Genomic DNA, 23,193 nt, shown 5'->3' on the forward strand with positions numbered 1-23,193 from the left:
CGTGAGCTGATCAAGCAGATGGGCGCGATCACTGCGTCAGTGGCCGACGAACTGGCAAACCCTGCCAGCGCGAGTCTGGACATCGACCGCAAGGTGGCTGATGCGATGCGCGGCGAGGGTTTCCCCACCGAGAACTTCGGCGTGCCGCTGGCGGGCAGTCTGATTCCGTGGATCGACAAGGAGCTGCCGAACGGTCAGAGCCGCGAGGAGTGGAAAGGGCAGGCGGAGACGAACAAGATTCTGGGCCGCTTCAAGAGCCCGATTCCGGTCGACGGCATTTGCGTGCGCATCGGTGCGATGCGGTGCCACAGCCAGGCGCTGACCATCAAGCTGAACAAGGATGTACCGATTGCGGACATCGAAGGGATGATCAGTCAGCACAACCCGTGGGTGAAGCTGGTGCCGAACAACCGCGAGGCCAGCATTCAGGAGCTGAGCCCGACGTCGGTGACCGGCACACTGAACATTCCGGTAGGGCGTCTGCGCAAGTTGAACATGGGTTCGCAATACCTGGGCGCCTTCACCGTGGGCGATCAGCTGTTGTGGGGCGCTGCCGAACCCTTGCGGCGGATGCTGCGGATCCTGCTGGAGCGTTAAGCCTGGCGAGGTTGCGGGTCCTGCTCGAACGGGGCGCCCTTATCTGACGGGCTGGATTGCCTGGGCGGCGGCACGCGGGTACAGTGCGTGCCCGCTTTCCTCCAAGGTTGTGTCCATGAATCCGCTCTTCGATATCGCCGTGATCGGCGCCACCGGCACGGTGGGGGAAACCCTGGTGCAGGTGCTTGAAGAGCGCGAGTTTCCCATCGGTACGCTGCATGTGCTGGCCAGCCTCGAGTCAGCCGGGCAATCGCTGCCGTTCAAGGGCAAGAACTTGCGGGTGCGCGAGGTCGATACGTTCGATTTCGCTCAGGTGCGCCTGGTTTTTCTTGCCGCGGGTGAGGGCGCGACGCGCGCCTATGCCGCCAAAGCTCGAGCGGCCGGCTGTTCGGTGATCGACTTGGCCGGCGTTTTGTCCGCCGAACAAGCGCCGCGCATCGTGCCCGAAGCCAATGCGAAGCGTCTGGACAGCTTGCACGCCCCTTATACACTTACCAGTCCGAGTGCCAGCGCTGTGGCCCTGGCGGTGGTGCTCGCGCCCTTGCGCGCCTTGATCGACGTGCAACGGCTGACGGTCACCGCCTGTTTGGCAGTATCCAGCCAGGGTCGGGAAGGGGTGGTGGAGTTGGCCCGGCAAACCACCGAGTTGCTGAACGTGCGACCCCTGGAGCCGCGATTCTTCGATCGGCAAATTGCCTTTAATTTGTTGGGGCAGGTGGGCGCCGCCGACGACTCTGGCCATACTGCGCTGGAGCGACGCTTGGGCGAGGAGCTTAAAGAGATCCTGGCCTTACCAGACCTGAAGGTGGCGGCGACCTGTATTCAGGTGCCGGTTTTCTTTGGCGACAGCTTCAGTCTGTCGTTACAAGCCAAGGCTGCTGTCGACCTGGCGGCGCTGGAGAAGGTGCTGGACGCCGCGGACGGCCTGGAATGGGTCGAAAAAGGCGATTACCCCACCGCAGTCGGTGACGCCGTGGGGCAGGATGTGGTTTATGTGGGGCGGGTACGCGCCGGGTTGGACGATCCAGCCCAGGTCAATTTGTGGATTGCGTCTGATAACGTGCGAAAAGGCGCCGCTCTGAATGCTGTGCAACTCGCTGAGTTATTGATAAAACACTATCTGTAAAAGATACTTACCCGGAAATTTGAAGAATCATTCTAGCTTGGCAATACTGGCTGAGCTGATTGCTGAATGGGGAACCACCGCAAGGTGGAGCAGGCAGCAACTATAAGACCCTCTCGCACGCCGAGAAAAAAAGATAAAACAAGGGATAACGCTATGGTTCGGGTTCGCAAACTGGTGCTGGCAATCGCGGCTGCTTCGGCGCTGACCTCCGGTATGGCGCATGCGCTTGGCCTCGGGGAAGTCACCCTGAAGTCTTCGCTGAACCAGCCGTTGGTGGCGGAAATCGAGTTGTTGGAGGTGCGCGACCTGGGCTCCGCCGAGCTGATCCCGACCCTCGCCACTCCCGAAGAGTTCACCAAGGCGGGTGTTGATCGTCAGTATTTCCTGACTGATTTGAAGTTCACGCCGGTGCTCAAGCCCAGCGGTAAGAGCGTCATTCGCGTCACCTCGAGCAAGCCGGTGCGTGAGCCCTACCTGAATTTCCTGGTGGAAGTGCTCTGGCCCAACGGCCGTCTGCTGCGCGAATACACCCTGTTACTGGATCCGCCCCTTTATTCCACGCCGACCTCGGTGGCCGTGGCGCCGCAAATGCCAGTGGCCGCGCCGCGGACTCAGGCCGGTAGCACGCCTCGGGCGCCGACTGCCGCTACTCCTGCATCGCGGCCTGCTACGCCCGCCGTGGCCAGCACGGCCGGCAAGCTCGAGGGTAACGAGTACAAGACCACGTCCAGCGATACGCTTTGGGAAATTGCCGAACGTGTCAACACCGGTGGCAGCGTTCATCAAACCATGTTGGCGATTCAGGATCTCAATCCCGATGCCTTCCTCGGTGGCAATATCAACCGTCTGAAAAACGGCCAAGTACTGCGTATCCCCGATGCCCAGCAAACCAAGGTCCGTTCGCAGACCGAAGCGCTGGCCCAGGTGGCCGGCCAAAACAGCGCCTGGCGTGAAGGCCGTGGTGTGGCTGGTACAGACAGTCGCCAGATCGATGCGACCAAACGCACCACCGCCGGTGCGGCCCCTGCCGAGGCAACTGCTGCTGATAACCTGAAGCTGGTCTCTGCCGAGTCGGGTAAATCGACTACCGGTAGCGACAAGGGCAACGTGGCTGAGAGCAAGGCGCTCAACGATAAATTGGCCGTCACCAAGGAAAGCCTGGATTCGACCCGTCGTGAAAACGAAGAGTTGAAAGGCCGCATGGGCGACCTGCAGAGCCAGCTGGACAAGCTGCAGCGCCTGATTCAGTTGAAGGACGATCAGCTTGCCAAGCTGCAGGCCGACATGGCCGCGCAGGGCAGCAAACCGACTGAGCAGACACCGGCTGAAACTCCGGCGGCCGTACCCGTGACCCCTGAACCGACAGCGACCCCGGCGGTGGAACCGGGGGCTTCGGCAGAGCCGCCGGCGGCGACCCCGCCGGGTGCTCCGGATTACAACTACGAGGAGCCGGCCGCTAACGCGGCCGACAACACCAACAACCAGCAGCCGGCCAGTGAGCCGGCTGCCGCCGTGCCGCCTGTTGCCCCGGTTGCCGAGCAGCCGGCAGCCGTAGAGCCTGCGCCTGCGCCTGCAACGCCTCCGGCAGCCGCTCAATTGAGCTTGGTGGACGAACTGCTGGCCAACCCGATGATGCTGGGTATCATCGGTGGCGGCGCGCTGTTGTTGTTGTTGGTGGTGTTGATGGTGCTTTCGCGGCGTAATGCCCTGAAAGAAGCCGAGTTGCAAAACAGCTTGTCCGGCCACGACGAAAGCAGCCACTTCGACAATGATATGACGCTGCACGGTGGCGATCATTTCGACGAACTCGACAGCCCGGCGGCGCCCGCCATTGCCGCAGCGGACGAGCGTGTCACTGCCCAGACCGGTGATGCCTTGGGCGAGGCGGATATCTATATCGCCTACGGCCGTTTCAATCAGGCTGCGGAACTGCTGCATAACGCCATTAACGACGAACCTCAGCGCGGTGATCTGCGCGTCAAGTTGATGGAGGTCTATGCCGAACTCGGTGACCGCGACGGCTTCGTCCGTCAGGAGAACGAGTTGCGTGAAATTGGCGGTTCCAGCGCCGCAATCGAATCCCTCAAGGCCAAGTACCCGGCAATGGTGGTGATGGGCGCCGCGGGTGGCTTCGCCGCCGCGGCGGCCACGGATGATCTGGACGCATTCAGCCTGGATGATCTGACCCTGGATGAGCCCGCGTCGCCGCATCTGGCCAAAGCCGACGATTCCTTCGATCTGAGCCTGGATGACCTGGAGGCCGATCTGGATCGTGATCTGCAGGCCGCGGCCACGTCTCAACCTGCCGGTAACCTGGGGGCTGAGCTCGACTTCTCCAAACCCGCGGCGAGCAGCGATGTTCAGGATTTCGACTTCGATCTGGATGCCCCGGGTCAGTCCCTGAGCGATGACCTGTCGGATTTCAGCCTTGATCTTGACGATGGCGCCAAGACCACCAGCTATGAGGAAGACAGCTTCCTGCTCAGTTTGGACGACGAACCTGTTGCCGCCGGTGGCAGTGAATTCTCCTCGGCCCAGCCTGCTGCTCAAGCCGCTGATACTGATTTCGACCTGCCTGCAGACTTCGATCTGTCGCTGGGCGAGGAAACGCCGAAAGCCCCATCGGCCGACAGCTTCTCCGCTCAGTTGGATGATGTGACCGCCGAGCTCGATCAGTTGTCCGACCGGCTGGATCAGCCCGTCGAGCTCGATCCCTTCGATTCCGTGCCGGCGACCGCTTCTTCGGAGCTCGATGGGGATGACGATTTTGACTTCCTCTCGGGTACCGATGAAACCGCGACCAAGCTGGATCTGGCGCGGGCTTATATCGATATGGGCGACACCGAAGGTGCCCGTGACATCCTCGATGAAGTGATGAGCGAAGGCAGCGAGGGCCAGCAAGGCGAAGCGCGCGAGTTGCTTGCCCGCCTTGCCTGATCGGCAGCAGTAGTGATGCGACGGCAGCCAATAGGCTGCCGTTTTTGTTTCTGTGATCGACGCAGCGGCGCGCCCCACGACTGCGGTACGCTGCGTTGTGAGGCTCTGCGGCCCTGACTGCAGGCTTGCTAGGAGTGATGTCGCCGGGGAGAACGGAATGCCTCGTCCAGGGTCAAGTCGTTATGGGGACTGCCTGAATGGCGCCGCGTTTGCCCCGGTACGACTCGAGAGGATGGGATCATGGATACGGAAATCCGCCGGCGCTTGCTGATCAAGGCCGTTCAACACTACCTGCTCCATGCGGTATCACCCGTCCCCCAGGATCCTGATCTGGCGGGAGAGGCTATCTTTGCGGCGTTGCTGGAGGATTGGGAGCGGATGAGCCGTTTCGCTCAAGGCCAGTTGCTGTATGCCGTGGCGATTCTGGCTCGCCATCGGGGTGCCGAAGTGCGGGCCCAGCAGGCCACCCAGCGCATCCTCGAGAGACTGCAAGGTAACGCACGTCGCGCCCGATAAGCCGCCACGACGAACGTCGAGGGGCAGGAGGTGCCGGCGCGCTCGAGCACACTGGGCATGGCGGCCGGGGTGTCGCGCCGTATAATGGGCGTTATCGCAGACGACTTAGGGTCCTTACTCCTTGAATGCTCCAGTCCCAACGGCAGACGAAGTGGCTGCCGCCGGTTTCCATCGAATCGCCCTGGGTGTCGAATACAAGGGCTCGCGTTACCGGGGTTGGCAGCGCCAGGCTTCCGGCGTGCCGACGGTGCAGGAGGTGTTGGAAAAAGCCTTGTCGAGGGTCGCGGATTCGCCGGTTTCCCTGCTCTGCGCCGGGCGTACCGATGCCGGCGTGCATGCCAGCGGGCAGGTGGTGCACTTCGACACCCGGGCTGAGCGTTCGCTCAAGGCCTGGGTGATGGGCGCCAACATCAACTTGCCGCCGGACATCAGCGTGGCCTGGGCCCAAGTGATGCCGGCGCATTTTCATGCCCGCTTCAAGGCTGTCGCCCGGCGCTACCGCTACGTGATCTACAACGATCAGATCCGCCCGGCGCACCTGGCCGAGGAGATCACCTGGAATCATCGGCCGCTGGATGTCGAGCGGATGCAGCAGGCCGCCCGCTATCTGGTGGGTACCCATGATTTCACGGCGTTCCGCGCCGGTCAGTGTCAGGCCAAGTCGCCGATCAAGAAGCTGCATCATCTGCACCTGACACGGCATGGCAAGATGATCGTACTGGATATTCGCGCCAACGCCTTCCTGCACCATATGGTGCGTAATATTGCCGGCGTGCTGATGACCATCGGTAGCGGTGAGCGGCCCGTGGAGTGGATTCAGGAGGTGCTCGAAGGGCGCTGTCGGCGTGCCGGTGGCGTAACGGCGCATCCCTTTGGGTTGTACCTGGTGCAAGTCGAGTATCCGTCGGAGTTCAGCCTGCCGCAGCGGTTTATCGGTCCACATTTTCTCTCGGCCTTGCCGGACTTCATGCCGACCGAGCCGGGTGCGGAGGGGCATGCGGGAGGCCTCGATTTTTAAGGCGCGAGGTGCCGGCGCATTTGCTACCATTCAAGGCCTTTCCCGGTAGGTGCCTGCAACGTGTCAGTGGTTCGGAGCAAGATTTGCGGCATTACCCGTATCGAGGATGCCCTGGCAGCCGCAGCGGCCGGTGCCGATGCGATCGGTCTGGTGTTCTATGCGCCCAGCCCGCGTGCCGTGACCCTGGCCCAGGCGCGGGCCATAGTCGCGGCCTTGCCGCCCTTCGTGACCACGGTCGGCTTGTTCGTCGATGCCAGTCGCTGCGAATTGGGTGAAATCCTGGACGCGGTTCCCCTCGATCTGCTGCAGTTTCACGGTGATGAAACCCCGGCCGATTGCGCCGGCCACGGCCGACGGTACTTGAAGGCGCTGCGGGTGGCGCCCGGTGATGACATTGCCGCGCGCTGCCGTGCCTATCCTGAGGCGGCGGGGATCCTGCTCGATACCTATGTCCCAGGCGTACCGGGCGGTACCGGCGAAGCCTTCGACTGGTCGCTGGTTCCGGCGGATCTGCCGGTGCCCCTTATTCTCGCCGGCGGCTTGACGCCCGCCAACGTCGCCCAGGCCATTCGCCAGGTCCGCCCCTATGGGGTCGACGTCAGCGGTGGCGTCGAGGCCGGCAAGGGCATCAAGGATGCCGACAAGATCCGCGCGTTCCTGCGCGAGGTGCGCGGTGCCTGAGCCATGTGACGGTCGGCGCCCGGTGGCCGTCCATTCACCTATTGCAGTCGCTGCGCTCAGCGCTGGTATTGACCGCGGTCACGGCCGTGGCGCTGCATCCGTGAATTCGCTCGAGGGGCCCGCGCGGTTTAGTCCGCTGGCGGGCCCGGATCAACTGTTCTGGGAGAACTAAGCATGAGTAACTGGCTGGTCGATAAGCTGATTCCTTCGATCATGCGTTCCGAGACGCAGAAAAGTTCGGTGCCCGAAGGGCTCTGGCACAAGTGCCCCTCGTGCGAGGCGGTGCTCTATCGTCCCGAATTGGAAAAGACCCTGGATGTCTGCCCCAAATGCCATCATCACATGCGCATTGGTGCCCGTGCCCGGCTCGATATCTTCCTTGATGTGGACGGCCGTGAAGAAATTGCCGCCGAGCTGGAGCCGGTCGACCGGCTGAAATTTCGTGACAGCAAGAAATACAAGGACCGCTTGAGCGCCGCGCAAAAGCAGACCGGCGAAAAGGATGCCTTGATCGCCATGCGTGGCACCCTGCTGGCGATGCCGGTGGTCGCCTGTGCCTTCGAGTTCTCCTTTATGGGCGGCTCGATGGGGGCGATCGTCGGCGAGCGCTTTGTACGGGCGGCCAACGTGGCCCTCGAACAGCGTTGTCCCTTGGTCTGTTTCGCCGCCTCGGGTGGCGCGCGCATGCAGGAGGCGCTGATTTCCCTGATGCAGATGGCCAAGACCTCGGCGGTGCTGGCCCGTTTACGCGAGGAAGGTGTGCCCTTTATTTCGGTGCTGACCGACCCGGTCTATGGCGGCGTATCGGCCAGCCTGGCCATGCTTGGCGACCTGATCGTCGCCGAGCCCCGTGCGCTGATCGGTTTCGCTGGGCCACGGGTGATCGAGCAGACCGTGCGTGAGAAATTGCCCGAAGGCTTCCAGCGCAGCGAATTTCTGCTCGAGCATGGCGCCATCGACATGATCGTTCATCGCGAGGAGCTGCGCCCGCGCCTGGCCCGGGTACTGGCGCAGATGCAGCACCTGCCGTCGCCGCAACAGGCACCGGCGCTGGCATGACCGCCAGGAGCCTGGCCGAGTGGTTGGCCTACCTGGAGCAGTTGCACCCGTCGGCCATCGACATGGGGCTGGAGCGTTCCCGCCAGGTCGCCGAACGATTGGGTCTGGGACGGCCGGCGCCGCGGGTGATCACGGTCACCGGGACCAATGGCAAGGGTTCCACCTGTGCCTTTCTGGCGGCCTTGCTACAGACCCAGGGCCTGAGTGTCGGGGTCTACAGCTCGCCACACCTGTTGCGTTACAACGAGCGGGTGCAGATCCGCGGTGAGCAGGCCAGTGACGCGGCACTCTGTACCGCGTTCGAGGCCGTGCAGGCGGCGCGCGGCGACATCTCCCTGACCTATTTTGAAATGGGCACCCTGGCGGCGTTCTGGCTGTTTGAGCGGGCGGCGCTGGATGCGGTGGTGCTGGAGGTGGGCTTGGGTGGTCGGTTGGACGCCGTCAACCTGATCGACGCCGATTTGGCGCTGGTCACCAGTATCGGCCTGGATCATGCCGAGTGGCTCGGCGACAGCCGCGAGTCCGTGGCCACCGAAAAAGCCGGTATCTTTCGCGCCGGCAAGCCGGCTTTTTGTGGCGACCTGGACCCGCCCTTGCCCTTGCTCGAGCAAGTGGCGCGGCTCGATTGCCCGTTCCTGCTACGCGGTCGTGACTACGACCTGGCGATCGACAGCCAGGCCTGGCACTGGCGAGGCCTGTCACCCGCGGGCGCGGTACTGGAGTTGCACGGCTTGCCGTTGTTGGACCTGCCGCTGGAAAATGCCGCCTTGGCCTTGCAGGCCTATGCCTGGCTCGACCTGCCCTGGCAGCCGGCAGTCCTGGCCGAGGCGCTGTGCGGCACCCGGATTGCCGGGCGGCTGGACCGGCGCCAGGTAAATTGGTGCGGCAAGTCCCTCACTTTGTTGCTCGATGTTGGGCATAATCCCCACGCGGCCGAGTACCTGGCGCAGCGACTGGCCGAGCGGGTCGAACGGGGCCGTTGCCTGGCGGTCTTCGGGCTGCTGGCCGACAAGGACCTGGCGGGCGTGGTCGGCGCCTTGTGCGGCGAGGTGCAGCACTGGGCTGTGGCACCCTTACCGACCCCGCGCACGCGGCCGGCGGTGGAGCTGCAGACGACCTTGCTGAACCTGGGGGCGTCCGTCACGGTCTATGCCGATGTCGCGGCGGCTTTGCAGGGGCAGTGCGAGCAGGCGACGCCCTATGATGAAATTCTGGTGTTCGGATCTTTTTACTGCGTGGCTGAGGCCCTGGATTGGCTGACTCGGCACGCCAATGGGGACGCGGCGGATGGCTTTGCTGGATAAAGGGCTTAAACAACGTATCGTCGGCGCCCTGGTGCTGGTGGCCTTGGCGGTGATTTTCCTGCCGATGATCCTGTCACGTGAGGATGAGTCGCGTCGGGTGGTGGTCGAGGCGCCGGCCATGCCGGCGGCGCCGAGCATGCCCGAAGTGCAGGTCACTCCAGTTGCGGTGCCCGAGCCGCAGTTATTGCCGGAAGAACCGGTGCCGCTCGATACCGGCGAAGCGGTTGCCGCGACGCCGGCCGCGGACAGTGTCGCGACCCCTGCCGCCACGCCCGCTGTCCCGGCCGCACCAGCGTCGACAGCCAAGCCGGTCACAACCCCGGTCGCGCAGGCTGTACCGAACCCGGTGGCCGTTCCCCCCGCCACACCCGCCGTCACCGCGGCCAGTCGACTGGACCCCAATGGCCTGCCGGTCAGTTGGTCGGTCCAGCTGGCCAGCCTGTCCAGTCGGGCCAGCGCCGAAAAACTGCAGAAAGAATTGCGCAGCCAGGGCTACAACGCCTATATCCGTTCGGTCGACAGCATGAACCGGGTGTTCGTCGGGCCGCTGGTCGAGCGTGCCGAGGCGGAGCGCCTGCGCGATCAACTGACCCGTCAGCAGAAGCTCAAGGGATTTGTCGTGCGTTTCCAGCCCGAACGCGGATGATCGGGTGGGGCTGACGCAGCCTGTGCTTACCCGATGGCACCGGCTCTGTTAAAATACAGCGCCTTTTCCGTCGGTAGGCCGCACCGTGGTATTTAGCTGGGTCGATTGGGCGATCATCGCCATCATCGCCATTTCCTGTCTGATCAGCCTGAAGCGCGGTTTCGTCAAGGAAGCCCTGTCCCTGGTCACCTGGATCATCGCCGGCGTTGTGGCCTGGATGTTCGGTGGTGCGCTGTCGCAGCACCTCACCGAATACATCCAGATGCCCTCGGCGCGAGTCATCGCCGCCTGTGCGCTGCTGTTCGTCGCCAGCCTGATGGTCGGCGCCCTGGTCAATTTTCTGATCAGCGAGCTGGTGCGGGTCACCGGCCTGTCCGGTACCGACCGTCTGCTGGGCATGGTCTTCGGCGCGGCGCGGGGCGGGTTGCTGGTGGTGGTGCTGGTCGGACTGATCAGCCTGGCCCCGGTACAACAGGATCCCTGGTGGCAGGAGTCGAGCCTGGTGCCGCATTTTCTGATGGTCGCCGACTGGTCGAAGAACCTGATTCTCGGCCTCACCAGCCAATGGCTCGCCAGCGGTATTACCGCGCCTGCCGAGTTGCCGTTTCAAGACGCGTTGTTGCCGCCTAAACTGGCGCAATAGACGTTTCGCAAGTTTTGCATTTAGCCGGATTCATTGAGTAGGGGTTGCGCCAGATGTGTGGCATCGTCGGTATCGTCGGTAAGTCGAACGTTAATCAGGCGCTGTATGACGCGCTTACCGTCCTCCAGCACCGCGGCCAGGACGCTGCCGGTATCGTGACCAGCCATGAAGGCCGGTTATTCCTGCGCAAGGACAATGGCCTGGTGCGTGACGTGTTCCATCAGCGTCATATGCAGCGCCTGGTCGGGCGCATGGGCATCGGTCATGTGCGCTACCCCACGGCGGGCAGTTCCAGCTCGGCGGAGGCCCAACCCTTCTACGTCAACTCGCCGTATGGCATCACCCTGGCGCACAACGGCAACCTGACCAACGTCGAGCAGTTGGCCAAGGAGATCTACGAATCGGATCTGCGGCATGTCAACACCAACTCCGACTCGGAGGTGCTGCTCAACGTGTTCGCCCACGAGTTGGCCATGCGCGGCAAACTGCAGCCCACCGAGGAAGACGTGTTCGCCGCAGTCAGCGACGTGCACCAACGCTGCCGCGGTGGCTACGCGGTGGTGGCGATGATCACCGGCTATGGCATCGTGGGTTTTCGCGATCCGAACGGCATTCGGCCGATCGTCTTTGGCCAGCGCCATACCGACGAGGGCGTGGAGTACATGATCGCCTCGGAAAGCGTGTCCCTGGATGTGCTGGGCTTTACCCTGATCCGCGACCTCGCCCCTGGCGAGGCGGTGTACATCACCCAGGATGGCAAGTTGCACACCCGCCAGTGCGCGAGCAACCCGTTTTATGCCCCCTGCATTTTCGAGCATGTCTACCTGGCCCGTCCGGACTCGATCATGGACGGCATCTCGGTGTACAAGGCCCGCCTGCGCATGGGCGAGAAGCTGGCGGAGAAGATTCTCCGCGAGCGCCCCGAGCACGGCATCGACGTGGTCATCCCGATTCCCGACACCAGCCGCACCGCGGCCCTGGAGTTGGCGAATCACCTGGGGGTGAAGTTCCGCGAAGGCTTCGTCAAGAACCGCTATATCGGCCGTACCTTTATCATGCCCGGCCAGGCGGCACGCAAGAAATCGGTGCGGCAAAAACTCAACGCCATCGAGTTGGAGTTCCGCGGCAAGAACGTGATGCTGGTGGACGACTCCATCGTGCGCGGCACCACTTGCAAGCAGATCATCCAGATGGCCCGTGAGGCCGGCGCGAAGAACGTCTACTTCTGTTCGGCGGCACCCGCGGTGCGTTTCCCCAACGTCTATGGCATCGATATGCCCAGCGCTCATGAGCTGATCGCGCATAACCGCACCACCCAGGAAGTGGCCGACCTGATCGGCGCCGACTGGTTGATCTACCAGGACCTTGCCGACCTGGTGGAGGCCGTGCGTGAAGGCAATCCGAGCATCCAGGGATTCGACAACTCGGTGTTCGACGGCCAGTACATCACGGGCGATATCAACGAGGCCTACCTGAACCGGATCGAGCGTGCGCGCAACGACGCGACCAAGTTCAAGGACCAGACTGCCAACACGGTGATCGGCCTGTATAACGATTGACCCTGAGACGCGGCGACGCTGCTGCACTGTCGCCGCGGATGGGGCCGCGCCGTGCAAAGTGGCCGCCGCGGCCCCGATGCTGCAAGGAGTGACGCCTTGGCGACTCCTTCGATCAATCTAACCGCTGGTACTGGAGTAGGGCGCATGACGCAGGAGTGGGATGCCGGTCGGCTGGACAGCGACCTCGAAGGCGTGGGGTTCGACACCCTGGCGGTACGCGCGGGTCAGCACCGTAGCCCGGAGGGCGAGCATGGCGAAGCCTTGTTCCTGACCTCCAGCTATGTGTTTCGCACCGCGGCCGACGCCGCCGCGCGCTTTGCCGGCGAAGTGCCGGGCAATGTCTATTCCCGTTACACCAACCCGACGGTGCGTGCGTTCGAAGAGCGCATGGCGGCCCTGGAAGGCGCCGAGCAGGCGGTGGCCACCGCCACCGGCATGTCGGCGATCCTGGCCATTGTCATGAGCCTGTGCAGCGCCGGCGATCATGTGCTGGTGTCGCGCAGCGTGTTCGGCTCGACCATCAGCCTGTTCGAAAAGTACCTCAAGCGCTTTGGGGTGCAGGTCGACTATGTCGCCCTGTCCGAGCTGGACGGCTGGGCGACGGCTTGCCGGCCGAATACCCGGTTGTTTTTCGTCGAATCGCCGTCCAACCCACTGGCCGAGCTGGTGGATATCGCTGCGCTGGCCGAGGTGGCCCACGCCCAGGGCGCCTTGCTGGTGGTCGACAACTGCTTCTGCACCCCGGCGCTGCAGCAGCCGCTGAAACTGGGGGCCGATATCGTCATGCATTCGGCGACCAAGTTTATCGACGGCCAGGGGCGTGCCATGGGCGGTGTGGTGGCGGGCAAGGCCGAGCTGATGAAGGAAGTGGTGGGCTTTTTACGCACCGCGGGTCCCACCCTGAGCCCGTTTAACGCCTGGCTGTTTCTCAAGGGCCTGGAAACCCTGCGGGTGCGCATGCAGGCCCATTGCGCCAGCGCCCAACGGCTGGCCGAGTGGCTGGAGCGGCAACCAGGCATCGAACGGGTGCACTACGCCGGCTTGCCCAGCCATCCGCAACACGCCCTGGCCCTGCGCCAGCAAAGCGGCTTCGGCGCGGTGGTGAGTTTCGAGGTGAGCGGTGGGCGCGACGCCGCCTGGCGCTTTATCGACGCCACCCGGGTGGTATCGATCACCACCAACCTGGGTGACACCAAGACCACCATTGCCCATCCGGCCACCACCTCCCATGGCCGTTTGTCGCCGGCCGAGCGCGCCGCGGCGGGCATTGGCGACAACCTGATCCGCCTGGCCGTCGGCCTGGAAGACGTGGTCGACCTGCAGGCCGACCTGGCACGGGGGCTGGCTGCGCTGTGAGCGAGTGGGCACTGTCGCCAGCCCCCGAACATAACGGCAAGGTGGCGCTGGTCACCGGGGCTGCCCGTGGCATTGGCTTGGGCATCGCGGCCTGGCTGATCACCGAAGGCTGGCAGGTGGTGCTTGGCGATATCGATCGTGAACGTGGCTCGCGGGTGGCCAAGGCGCTGGGGCCCAACGCCTGGTTCGTCAGCCTGGACGTGGCGCACGAGAGTCAGGTGGTGGTGGGCGTCGCCGAAGTGCTCGGGCAGTTCGGCCGCCTCGACGCGCTGGTCAGCAACGCGGCGGTCGCCGATCCACACAACCCGCCCCTGGACAGCCTGACGCTGGCGCAGTGGAACCGTACCCTGGCGGTAAACCTCAGCGGTCCACTGCTGTTGGCCAAGTACTGTGCTCCGTACCTGCGCGCCCATCACGGCGCCATCGTCAACCTCTGCTCCACCCGCGCCCACCAGTCCGAGCCGGATTGCGAGGCCTATGCGGCGAGCAAGGGCGGGCTGCTGGCCCTCAGTCATGCCCTGGCCATCAGCCTCGGCCCGGACATCCGGGTCAACGCGGTCAGTCCGGGCTGGATCGATGCCCGCGACCCGGGCGCGCGCGGCGAAGCCCCGCTGTCCGCGGCGGAGCATGCCCAGCATCCCGCTGGTCGGGTGGGTGAGGTGGAAGACGTTGCCGCCCTGGTGGCCTGGCTGCTGTCGGACCGTGCGGCCTTCGTCACCGGACAGGAGTTCGTGGTCGATGGCGGCATGAGCCGCAGGATGCTTTATCCGGGCTAAACGCTGGCCGTTCCATCCCTCGCTGAACTCGCGCAGGAGCTGCTGTGCAGGCGTCGCCGGCGAGTTTGCCGGGGGTATCGGCGTTCTCGGGGCTGGCGAGCACGGCTGCGCACCAGACTTTCGATGGGTGACGATCAGAGGGTGCGCGAATCGCCAGGGCGAGGGCTGCCCCGGCGCTATCCTTGGCGTCGCTGGGCGGACCGACCCTAACAATAAAAATAAGCCACAAGGTGTCTGCGCATGGACAGCCGAGAACCGGCCGCAGGATTTCCCGCAGGCGTGCTGCGCGAAGACCTGCTGCACTTGCTTTGCCGCTGTGAGCTGTACCCCCTGACCCTGCTGCTGGCGCCGGCGGGCTCGGGTAAATCGACCCTGCTGGAGCACTGGCGTGCCGGCCATGCCCGGCGCACGGTGGTGTATTACGCGGTGCAGGCGCGGGACAACGAGCCGCTGCGGTTCTTCCGCCGGTTGATCGAGCACATCCGTGCCCAGGTCGCCGATTTCGATTTTTCCTGGTTCAACCCCGTGGCCGCCGACCTCTCGCCACGCGTGGTGGGCGAGTACCTGGCCGAAGCCCTGGAACGTATCGACCCAGGCCTGTGCCTGGTGCTGGACGACTTCCAGCACCTGCGTGACCCGGCCATTCTCGACGTGCTGGCCTGCCTGCTGGAGTGTCTGCCACCCGGCGTCCGGGTGATCATTTCCAGTCGCAATCACCCGGGTTTTTCCCTGGCCCGGCAGAAACTGGCCAATCAGCTGCTCAGCCTGGACCAGCACGATCTGCGCATGTCGGCTCTCGAGGTGCAGCAACTCAATGCCCACTTGGGCGGTCCGCAGCTGTCGGACGGTTATGTCAGCAGCCTGCTGGCGATGACCGAGGGCTGGGTCGCTGGGGTCAAGGTGGCGCTACTGGCCTATGCGCGGTTCGGCACCATCGCGCTTGAGCGCTTCAACGGTACTCAGCCGGAAATCGTCGATTATTTTGGCCACGTGGTCCTGAAGGGGCTGTCCCCCTCGCTGCGGGCGTTCTTTCTGTGCAGTGCCATCTTCGAGAAATTCGACGGTGCGATCTGCGATCACGTGCTGCAACGCAGCGGCTCGGCACTGTTGCTCGAAGAGCTGTCGGCCCGTGAGCTGTTTATGCTGCCGGTGGAAAGCCAGCCGGGCTGGTACCGTTATCACGCCCTGCTGCACGACTTTCTCAGCAGTCGCCTGGCCATCGAGCAACCGGCGCTGATCGGTCCGTTGAATGCGCGAGCGGCGCGTTACTGCCTGGCGCAGCAGGAATACGAGACGGCCTTGCTGCATGCCCAGCGCGGTGCCGAGCCGGGGTTGTTCGAGGCGCTGCTGGAACAGAGCTGCGCGGCCTGGATGCCCAACGGCCAGTTTGCCGAGATCCTCAAGTGGGTCGAGCCGCTGGCCGAGTCGGTGCTGCTGGCCGCGCCGCGCCTGCTGGTGCCCTTGATCGGTGCCCTGACCCTGTCGCGGCATTTTCACCAGGCCCGCTACTACCTGGAAACCCTGCGCCAGCGGGCGGACCAGGGAGACGCTGTGCTGGAGCCGCTGACCCAGCAATTTCTCTGGTTGAACCTGGAGTTGTTCCAACACGACCAGGCGTTCGCCTTCGACCACCGCTGGCAGGCCCTGCTGGAGCCGGGGGTGGCGGGTAATATCCGCGCCATCAGCCTGACCATTATCGCCTACCACCACCTGATGGACGCCCGTCTCGAATCGGCGATCCGTTGCGCCAGACAGGGCAAGGCCCTCCTGGCCCAGGCCGGGCAGAGCTTTTTCGAGAGCTACGCCGACCTGATAATCGCCCTGTGCAACCGCAACGCCGGTCGCGCCACCAGCGCGCGCAAGGATGTCTACAGCGACTACCAGCGTACCGACCCCGCGTCGCCGGCCTGGGTCAACCGGGCCACGGCGATGGTGGTAGCACTCTACGAGCAGAACCAGCTGGCCGCAGCCCAGCAACTGTGTGAGGACCTGATGGCGGTGGTCAACAGCTCCTCGGCCACTGAAGCCATCGCCACGGTCTATATCACCCTGTCGCGGCTGTTGCATCGGCGTCAGCTGGCGGTGCGCGCCAGTCGCCTGCTCGACCAGCTGTCGAGCATCCTGCAACTGGGCAACTACGGCCGCTTCGTCAGCCAGCTGGCCCAGGAACGCATGCGCCAGGCCTATGTCGGCGGCAAGCTGGCGGTGATGGCCAGTTTGGCCCAGCACTACCGCCTGGGCGCGCGGCTGGCGGAGGGCGAGTGGGACAGCGCCCGGCGTTATGACGAGGCCTGGGAGCGTTACGGCCTGGCCACCGTGCACTGGCTGCTGGCGCGCGGCGCGCGGGTGCGGGCCTGTCGCCTGTTGAGTGTACTGGTCGAGTCGGTGCGCCACAGCGAGATGAAGGCGCGGGCGTTGGTCATCGAAGCCAACCTGTTGGTGGCCCGCAGCCCGCAGCTGGACAAGGCGGCCCAGCGTCAGGAACTGGGGCGGCTGGTCGATGCCTACGGGCTGGTCAATATCAGCCGTTCGGTGTTCGACGAAGCCCCCGGTTTTGGTGCCGGGGTACTGGGGCTGACCCTGGCCGACCTGCAGGACGTACCGGAAAAATACCGCGCGTCCTACGCCGAATTTATCTCCGGCGAGCCCCTTGAGGGGCCGGCGGGCCTGGACCTGTCGGTGCTGCTGACCGACAAGGAACTGCAGATTTTCGCCTTCCTGCTCGATGGCCTGTCCAATACCCAGATCAGTGCCCGGACCGGCGTGGCGCTGTCGACCACCAAATGGCACCTGAAGAATATCTACTCGAAACTCAACGTCTCGAACCGCACCGAAGCCATCCTCCGCGTGCAGCCGCGCACCTCCCGGGCCTGACGAACGGAAGGCTTTTCCGTCCCTTGCCCCTCCCCAGGAGGGGGGGCAGGGGGGCATCGACTCCTTAAGCTCCCGACTGCCGTCGTTTGGCAATTCCGGGTGTACAACAATAAAAAAGGAGAAAATGCCATGTCTATCTGGGTTACTTGGCCAGCGTTGACCAAGCTGGGAACCTTGGGCGTCGTCGCCGGGCTGCTTGCACTGAGCATGGAGCGTGAGGCGCTGCTGAAGAACAACCTGTTCGATGTCGATGATTATCCGCGGGCCAACCGCGATATCGTCTGCGACGCACGCAGCCTCACGGCCCGTACCGAAGATGGTACCTGCAATATTCTCAGTAACCCGGCCGAAGGCTCGGTGTACCGGCGTTTTGGCCGCAACGTCAATCCGGCCGTGACCCAGGGCGAGACCGAGGCCGATACCCTGCTCACCCCCAACCCACGGGACGTCAGCAACAGCCTGATGGCCCGCGGTGAATTCAAGCCCGCCACCAGCCTCAATTTTATCGCCGCCGCCTGGATCCAATTTATGATCCACGACTGGGTGGACCATGGCCCGAACGCCACGGGCGATCCGATTCAAGTGCCGTTGCCGGCCGGCGACGTGCTCGGCTCGGGCAGCCTGTCGATCCAGCGGACCCAGCCGGACCCGACCCGTACCGGCGCCGAGGCCGGCCGCCCGGCGACCTACCGTAACCACAACACCCATTGGTGGGACGGCTCGCAGCTGTATGGCAGCAACAAGGAAACCAACGACAAGGTGCGCGCCTTCGTCGATGGCAAGCTGAAGATCAATGCCGACAACAGCCTGCCGACCGAGCTGCTCAGCGGCAAGCCGGTCACCGGTTTCAACGAGAACTGGTGGGTGGGGCTGAGCATGCTGCATCAGCTGTTCACCTTGGAACACAACGCCATCGCCACCCGGCTCAAGCAAAAATACCCCGGGCAAAGCGACCAGTGGCTGTACGACCATGCGCGCCTGGTGAATGCCGCGCTGATGGCCAAGATCCACACGGTGGAATGGACCCCGGCGATCATCGCCAACCCGGTGACCGAGCGCGCCATGTACGCCAACTGGTGGGGCCTGCTCGGCTCGCGCGGCCCGCGCGATCAGTACCAGGCGGAGGTGCGCCAGCTGCTCGAGGACCTGGAGAAGTCGGACTCCTTTATCAAACGCGTGCTTGGCTTCGACCCGCGCCTGTCCAACGGTGTCGGTGGCTCGACCCTCGACCATGCCCTGGCCGGGCTGGTCGGTTCGGCCAAGTCGAACAACCATGGCGTGCCCTATACCCTCACCGAGGAGTTCGTCGCGGTTTACCGTATGCACCCCCTGCTGCGGGACAAGGTGGATGTCTACGACATCGGCTCGAACCTGGTGTCGCGCGCGATCCCACTGCAGGACACCCGCGATCGGGATGCGCAGAACGTGCTCAGCGACGAGCGCCCCGACCGCCTCTGGTACTCCTTCGGCATCACCAACCCGGGCTCGCTGACCCTGCACAACTACCCCAATTTCCTGCGCAACCTGTCGGTGCCGCTGGCGGGGAATATCGACCTGGCGACTATCGACGTGGTCCGCGACCGTGAGCGTGGAGTGCCGCGCTACAACGAGTTTCGCCGGCAGATCGGTCTGAACCCGATCACCAAATTCGAGGACCTGACCAAGGACGCGGCCACCCTGGCCCAGCTCAAGCGCCTGTACAACAACGACATCGAGCAGATCGACACCCTGGTCGGGCAATTGGCCGAAACGGTGCGTCCGGAGGGCTTCGGGTTCGGTGAAACGGCATTCCAGGTATTTATCCTCAATGCCTCCCGGCGGCTGATGACCGACCGCTTCTTCACCAAGGACTACCGTCCGGAAATCTACACCGCCGAAGGCCTGGACTGGGTGGAAAATACCACCATGGTCGATGTGCTCCAACGTCATAACCCGCAACTGTCGGCCAGCCTGGTCGGGGTGGAAAACGCCTTCAAGCCCTGGGGGCTGAACATTCCCGCCGATTATGAGAGCTGGCCGGGGGCCAATAAGCTGGAGAACCTTTGGGTCAATGGCGCCTTGCGCACCCAGTTTGCCCCGGCTCAACTGCCGGCCCTGGAGAAGGTGGATGTCGGTGGGCTGATCGGTGCGATCCTCTGGAAGAAAGTCAAGGAACGTAACGACGTCGCGCCGCCCGGGTACCAGAAGCCGTTGCACGCCCATGGCGCGATGGCCAAGGTACGTTTTCTGCCGTTGGCCGGCCATGCTTACACCGGGTTGTTCCAGGGCGCCGACAGCGGCTTGCTGCGCCTGTCGCTGACCGAGGATCCGAGCAGCCGTGGCTTCGCCCCCGGCCTGGCCTGGAAGGCCTTCGTCGACGGCAAGCCCTCGGAAAACGTCTCGGCGCTCTACACCCTCAGTGGCCAGGGCAGCAATTACAATTTCTTCGCCAACGAGCTGTCGCAGTACGTGGTGCCGGAGGTGAACGACACCCTGGGCACCACCATCCTGTTTTCTGCGGTAAGCCTCAAGCCGACCCTGCTGCGCGTGGACGACCTGGCCAAGGTGGCCCAGAACGGCACCCCGGTGGCCAAGCCCAAGGCACCGACCCAGCTGTATTTCGTGCCGCGCAGCGAGCTCAGGACGCGCTTCTCCAGTGCCCCGCACGATTTTCGTACGGACCTGCTGAGCCTGACCGCGGGTACCACGCTGTATGACGTGTACGCGACCTCGATGGAGATCAAGACCTCGCTGATCCCCTCCATCAGCCGCGGCTATGCCAGCCAACGGCGCAGCAGTGCGCAGAAGATCGGCGAACTGCAGCTGACCTCGCCACTGATCGCCTCGGCCTTTGGCGACAACGGGGTGTTTTTCAAACACCAGCGCAACGAGGATAAATAGAGACTGGTCTTGCTAGCGTGTTTCGCGTCACGTCACGCAATGCCGGCCTGAGGCGTGGGGCGCAACGCGCTGCAGGCCCACCTGCAACGCCAGTCTTCACCGTTGTTCCCCCAGGCGGGAGCAACGGTGCGACAAGGACCCTGGATACCCGCCTGCGCGGGTATGACGGCTGTCTGAGGGCGGCGTGAGGGTCGTATGCCTTTCGGCCCGAGGGTGCTCGGCGCTGTAGGTTCACCAATAGCGCCAGTCTTCACCGTTGTTCTCGCAGGCGGGAACCCAGAACCGCCAACGCTGCAGCCCCGGCCCAGGCCGGGGCTTTTTTGTACCTGTCGTGCGCGGGGCCGGGTGTCGTCATCCTCGTCATAAAAAAAGCGGCGGGCCGTCAGGCGCGCCGCTCCGGAAGCTGGCGTCCTTCACTCGCGCAGATCGACCTCCGGGCCGGGCAGGCCGGGGCGCTCGAACAGCAGCTCACGGTTCGCCGGCAGCAGGTTCTTGTCGCCCGCCAAGTCGTTGAGAATGCGAATGTCGCTGTATTTTTTCCCGGACAGCGCGGCCAGGCCGGCAGCGTCGCGCACCACGCTGGGGCGCAGGAACACCATCAGGTTGCGTTTGACGTGGGATTCGGTGGTGGAGCGAAACAGCCTGCCTAACCAGGGAAGATCCCCCAGCCATGGAACCTTGGAGACCGAGGAGGTGACGTCGTCCTGGATCAGCCCGCCCAGCACTATGACCTGGCCGTCTTCGGCGAGAATGGTGCTTTTGATCGAGCGTTTGTTGGTCACCAGGTCCACGGCCGAGGCGCTGAGCGAGGCGGTGGGCGCGATGGAGGAAATTTCCTGTTCGATTTCCAGGCGCAGGGTGGCACCTTCGTTGATATGCGGCGTGACCTTGAGGGTGACGCCGATGTCCTTGCGCTCGATGGTGGTGAAAGGGTTGCCGGCACCCGCCGAATCGGTGGTGTAGGAGCCGGTCTGGAACGGCACGTTCTGGCCCACCAGCATCTCGGCTTTCTGGTTGTCCAGGGTCAGCAGGCTGGGGGTGGACAGCAGGTTGCTCTTGCCGTTTTTCGACAGGGCGGTGATCAGGGCACCAAAACTGTCGGTACCCACGCCGATGATGGCGCCGTCCGGCAGCTTGTCCGGAATCTTTTCGGCCTGGGCGGCCTGGAGCAGAGTACCCACCGACAATCCGGTGCCGGCGAAGTTGACGCCACCCAGGCCGCCCTTGCCGCCTCGGGCATCGATGGCCCACTGAACGCCCAGGGCATCGCTGATATCACCGGAGACTTCGACGATGGCGGCTTCGACCATCACCTGCGCCCGAGGCACATCGAGTTGGCGGACGATATCTTCCAGGGTCGCCACGGTGTCCGGCTCGGCCAGCAGCACCAGGGCGTTGAGGCTTTCATCCGCGCGAATCAGGATGTTCTGCTGCGGTTTGCCGGCGGCGGCCGCTTCGCCTCCGCCCTCCGGCGTCTTCAGGCCCTCGGAGATCTCGCCGAGGGTTTCCGCCAGTGCCTTGGCATCGTTGTGCCGCAGACGGATCACCCGGGTATTGGCCGAGCGGGTGGTCGGGGTGTCGATGGACTGGGCCAGGGCCACCAGTTTGGCCCGGGCGTCCGGAGGGCCGAGCAGGATCAGCCGGTTGGTCCGCGCATCGGCGATCACCTGGGTACCGCTGCCGCCTTTGGCCTGGCCACGGGCGAGGGCATTGTTCAACACCTCCGCGGCGTCCATGACCCAGGCGTACTGCAGGTTCAGCACGCTGTAGTCGCGATCGCCCTTCTGGTCGAGCTGGCGCACCAGGTCCTCGATACGGGCGATATTGGCACTGCGGTCGCTGATGATCAGCGCGTTGGCTGAGGTCACCGCGGCCAGGTGGCCGTACTGCGGCACCAGCGGGCGAATCAGCGGAATCAGTTCGGCCACGGCACTGTGCTGCACCTGGATCAAGCGGGTTTCCAGGCGATCCGGTGCGGCGGGGCCGTCACCTGCGTCGGCCTTGGCTTCGGCGTTGGGAATAATGCGCGCCTGCTCGCCCTGGGTGATCAGGGTAAAACCGTGGGTGGCCATCACCGACAGAAACAGCTGGTAGACCTCACTGAGGGTCAGCGGGGTTTTCGACACCACGCTGACCTGGCCCTTGACCCGCGGATCGACCACGAAGGTTTCGCCGGTGATCTCGGCCACCTGGTCGATAAACTCGCGGATGTCGGCATCCTTGAGGTTGATGGTCCAGCTGTCTTCCTGCTGGTTGGCGCCGGCGGGCGTGGGGGTGATCGCCGCGTGCAGGGTCAGGGGAGTCACCACGAGGCCGGCGGCCAGCAGGGCAAGGGTCAGGCGCGAGAAAATGGGGAACATCAGTCAGTCGCTTTCCATGGGCTGATCGGTGGGTTCGGCGCCTGGCATGCTGCCGGCGGCCTCCATCTGTTGACGCAAGGCGTCCATGCGTTCACGCAGCAGCGCGGCGTTTTCTTCTTCCAGGCTGTCCATTTGGCCGACGGGCATCTCGTAGGCGTTCGGGTCGGAATAACTGGTCTGCGCCGGGTTCGAGCTGCGCGTCGGGAAGGGCAGGGTTTCCAGTCGCCCGTCACGCTCCAGCTCGATGCGATCGCGGTAGACCGCGTGCAGACGAATGCCGTCCTGCAGTTCGGCGCCCACGGCGAAGCGCTGGGGTTTGCTGCCCTCGAGTTGCACCAGGGCGCTGGAGCGCTGGGGGTCGGCATTGACGAAACTGCCATTGAGCGTCAAGCGCAGGTTGGTGGCCGGCGGTGCGCTGTCGCCGGCGGCCGGAGCGCCTGCGCCAAATAACGGGGTTACCTGGCCGCTGGTGGGTGTGGCCTGGGTGGGCGGGCTGTCGACACTGACAGTCGGTGTCGGGGCGCTTACGAGGCGCATCCAGTCCACGGTCTGCCAGGCCAGGCTGACGCTCATAAGGACAATCAGCAGCAAGCCGATCAGTAGCGGCGCATGCCGCTGGAGTCTGCGTGGGGCGACGGAAAGGAGCAAAAGCGTGACTCCGGTAAAATCTTGTAATTATGGTGCTGCACAATGCGCCGCCGATCATAACAGTTAGCGGGTAGCCGGCCGCAACCTGTCTAGATGGTTCGTTTCTGGGTTATTCAGCGCCACGGGCAGGGTTCAGCACGGGCCCTTCAGGTCATCCGGGTCCACGCCACGCCTTCGTCTACCGGTAACTAACCGCCAAACGGTCGTTATCCA

Annotated in this window: 17 protein-coding genes; 15 read left to right on the forward strand and 2 right to left on the reverse strand. The window is 64.1% G+C overall.

Translation table 11 applies throughout. From position 1 onward, the window contains the following. The 15 genes from ABWY06_RS14040 to ABWY06_RS14110 form a co-directional block, all read left to right on the forward strand. Positions 1 to 597 (forward strand): aspartate-semialdehyde dehydrogenase (locus ABWY06_RS14040; RefSeq protein ID WP_353926178.1); only part of this gene is annotated, 597 nt, incomplete at its 5' end. Between the two features lie 115 nt (positions 598 to 712). Next, on the forward strand, positions 713 to 1,723 hold the full coding sequence (locus ABWY06_RS14045) for an aspartate-semialdehyde dehydrogenase (RefSeq protein ID WP_353926179.1): 1,011 nt from the start codon (positions 713 to 715) through the stop codon (positions 1,721 to 1,723). A 153-nt stretch (positions 1,724 to 1,876) separates the two neighbouring features. Then, positions 1,877 to 4,660 (forward strand): FimV/HubP family polar landmark protein, encoded by a 2,784-nt coding sequence (locus tag ABWY06_RS14050; RefSeq protein ID WP_353926206.1) that lies wholly within the window; start codon positions 1,877 to 1,879, stop codon positions 4,658 to 4,660. A 240-nt stretch (positions 4,661 to 4,900) separates the two neighbouring features. Beyond that, the gene (locus ABWY06_RS14055; RefSeq protein ID WP_353926180.1) at positions 4,901 to 5,176 is read left to right on the forward strand and encodes a hypothetical protein; all 276 of its coding nucleotides are present in this window, start codon (positions 4,901 to 4,903) and stop codon (positions 5,174 to 5,176) included. Between the two features lie 151 nt (positions 5,177 to 5,327). Beyond that, positions 5,328 to 6,194: a tRNA pseudouridine(38-40) synthase TruA gene (gene truA, locus ABWY06_RS14060; protein WP_502948202.1), complete on the forward strand. Its 867-nt coding sequence runs from the start codon at positions 5,328 to 5,330 to the stop codon at positions 6,192 to 6,194. Positions 6,195 to 6,254: 60 nt separating this feature from the next. Further along, positions 6,255 to 6,875, forward strand: a complete 621-nt coding sequence (locus ABWY06_RS14065) for a phosphoribosylanthranilate isomerase (RefSeq protein ID WP_353926182.1) — start codon at positions 6,255 to 6,257, stop codon at positions 6,873 to 6,875. Between the two features lie 174 nt (positions 6,876 to 7,049). Beyond that, complete coding sequence (accD, locus tag ABWY06_RS14070) at positions 7,050 to 7,934, forward strand: acetyl-CoA carboxylase, carboxyltransferase subunit beta (protein ID WP_353926183.1); 885 nt, start codon at positions 7,050 to 7,052, stop codon at positions 7,932 to 7,934. Continuing rightward, the gene (folC, locus tag ABWY06_RS14075) at positions 7,931 to 9,238 is read left to right on the forward strand and encodes a bifunctional tetrahydrofolate synthase/dihydrofolate synthase (protein ID WP_353926184.1); all 1,308 of its coding nucleotides are present in this window, start codon (positions 7,931 to 7,933) and stop codon (positions 9,236 to 9,238) included. The genes accD and folC overlap by 4 nt, the downstream gene beginning before the upstream one ends. After that, on the forward strand, positions 9,222 to 9,884 hold the full coding sequence (locus ABWY06_RS14080) for an SPOR domain-containing protein (protein ID WP_353926185.1): 663 nt from the start codon (positions 9,222 to 9,224) through the stop codon (positions 9,882 to 9,884). Before folC ends, ABWY06_RS14080 begins: the two co-directional genes overlap by 17 nt. An 85-nt stretch (positions 9,885 to 9,969) precedes the next feature. Next, on the forward strand, positions 9,970 to 10,527 hold the full coding sequence (locus ABWY06_RS14085) for a CvpA family protein (protein WP_353926186.1): 558 nt from the start codon (positions 9,970 to 9,972) through the stop codon (positions 10,525 to 10,527). A gap of 53 nt (positions 10,528 to 10,580) precedes the next feature. After that, positions 10,581 to 12,086, forward strand: a complete 1,506-nt coding sequence (gene purF, locus ABWY06_RS14090; protein WP_353926207.1) for an amidophosphoribosyltransferase — start codon at positions 10,581 to 10,583, stop codon at positions 12,084 to 12,086. Between the two features lie 144 nt (positions 12,087 to 12,230). Further along, on the forward strand, positions 12,231 to 13,442 hold the full coding sequence (locus tag ABWY06_RS14095) for an O-succinylhomoserine sulfhydrylase (protein ID WP_353926187.1): 1,212 nt from the start codon (positions 12,231 to 12,233) through the stop codon (positions 13,440 to 13,442). Then, positions 13,439 to 14,218: an SDR family oxidoreductase gene (locus ABWY06_RS14100; protein WP_353926188.1), complete on the forward strand. Its 780-nt coding sequence runs from the start codon at positions 13,439 to 13,441 to the stop codon at positions 14,216 to 14,218. The genes ABWY06_RS14095 and ABWY06_RS14100 overlap by 4 nt, the downstream gene beginning before the upstream one ends. Before the next feature lie 240 nt (positions 14,219 to 14,458). Further along, positions 14,459 to 17,092: a winged helix-turn-helix domain-containing protein gene (locus ABWY06_RS14105; RefSeq protein ID WP_353926189.1), complete on the forward strand. Its 2,634-nt coding sequence runs from the start codon at positions 14,459 to 14,461 to the stop codon at positions 17,090 to 17,092. 129 nt (positions 17,093 to 17,221) lie between these two features. After that, complete coding sequence (locus tag ABWY06_RS14110; RefSeq protein ID WP_353926190.1) at positions 17,222 to 19,972, forward strand: peroxidase family protein; 2,751 nt, start codon at positions 17,222 to 17,224, stop codon at positions 19,970 to 19,972. Between the two features lie 413 nt (positions 19,973 to 20,385). On the opposite strand, the gene gspD is transcribed toward ABWY06_RS14110, so the two are convergent. After that, entirely contained in the window at positions 20,386 to 22,332 is a 1,947-nt protein-coding gene (gspD, locus tag ABWY06_RS14115; protein ID WP_353926191.1) for a type II secretion system secretin GspD, read from the reverse strand. A gap of 3 nt (positions 22,333 to 22,335) precedes the next feature. Further along, positions 22,336 to 22,980, reverse strand: coding sequence for a type II secretion system protein N (locus tag ABWY06_RS14120; protein WP_353926192.1), 645 nt, complete (start codon positions 22,978 to 22,980; stop codon positions 22,336 to 22,338). Between the last annotated feature and the right edge of the window lie 213 nt (positions 22,981 to 23,193).

It is taken from the genome of Pseudomonas sp., from assembly GCF_040514055.1.
In the GTDB taxonomy this organism is placed as follows: domain Bacteria; phylum Pseudomonadota; class Gammaproteobacteria; order Pseudomonadales; family Pseudomonadaceae; genus Aquipseudomonas.

What these genes read in the sequence shown, in the direction of transcription:
- ABWY06_RS14045 (WP_353926179.1), top strand. Translation starts at nt 713, where the DNA reads ATGAATCCGCTCTTCGATATCGCCGTGATCGGCGCCACCGGCACGGTG.
- ABWY06_RS14050 (WP_353926206.1), top strand. Translation starts at nt 1,877, where the DNA reads ATGGTTCGGGTTCGCAAACTGGTGCTGGCAATCGCGGCTGCTTCGGCG.
- ABWY06_RS14055 (WP_353926180.1), top strand. Translation starts at nt 4,901, where the DNA reads ATGGATACGGAAATCCGCCGGCGCTTGCTGATCAAGGCCGTTCAACAC.
- accD (WP_353926183.1), top strand. Translation starts at nt 7,050, where the DNA reads ATGAGTAACTGGCTGGTCGATAAGCTGATTCCTTCGATCATGCGTTCC.
- folC (WP_353926184.1), top strand. Translation starts at nt 7,931, where the DNA reads ATGACCGCCAGGAGCCTGGCCGAGTGGTTGGCCTACCTGGAGCAGTTG.
- ABWY06_RS14080 (WP_353926185.1), top strand. Translation starts at nt 9,222, where the DNA reads ATGGCTTTGCTGGATAAAGGGCTTAAACAACGTATCGTCGGCGCCCTG.
- purF (WP_353926207.1), top strand. Translation starts at nt 10,581, where the DNA reads ATGTGTGGCATCGTCGGTATCGTCGGTAAGTCGAACGTTAATCAGGCG.
- ABWY06_RS14095 (WP_353926187.1), top strand. Translation starts at nt 12,231, where the DNA reads ATGACGCAGGAGTGGGATGCCGGTCGGCTGGACAGCGACCTCGAAGGC.
- ABWY06_RS14105 (WP_353926189.1), top strand. Translation starts at nt 14,459, where the DNA reads ATGGACAGCCGAGAACCGGCCGCAGGATTTCCCGCAGGCGTGCTGCGC.
- ABWY06_RS14110 (WP_353926190.1), top strand. Translation starts at nt 17,222, where the DNA reads ATGTCTATCTGGGTTACTTGGCCAGCGTTGACCAAGCTGGGAACCTTG.
- gspD (WP_353926191.1), bottom strand. Translation starts at nt 22,332, where the DNA reads ATGTTCCCCATTTTCTCGCGCCTGACCCTTGCCCTGCTGGCCGCCGGC.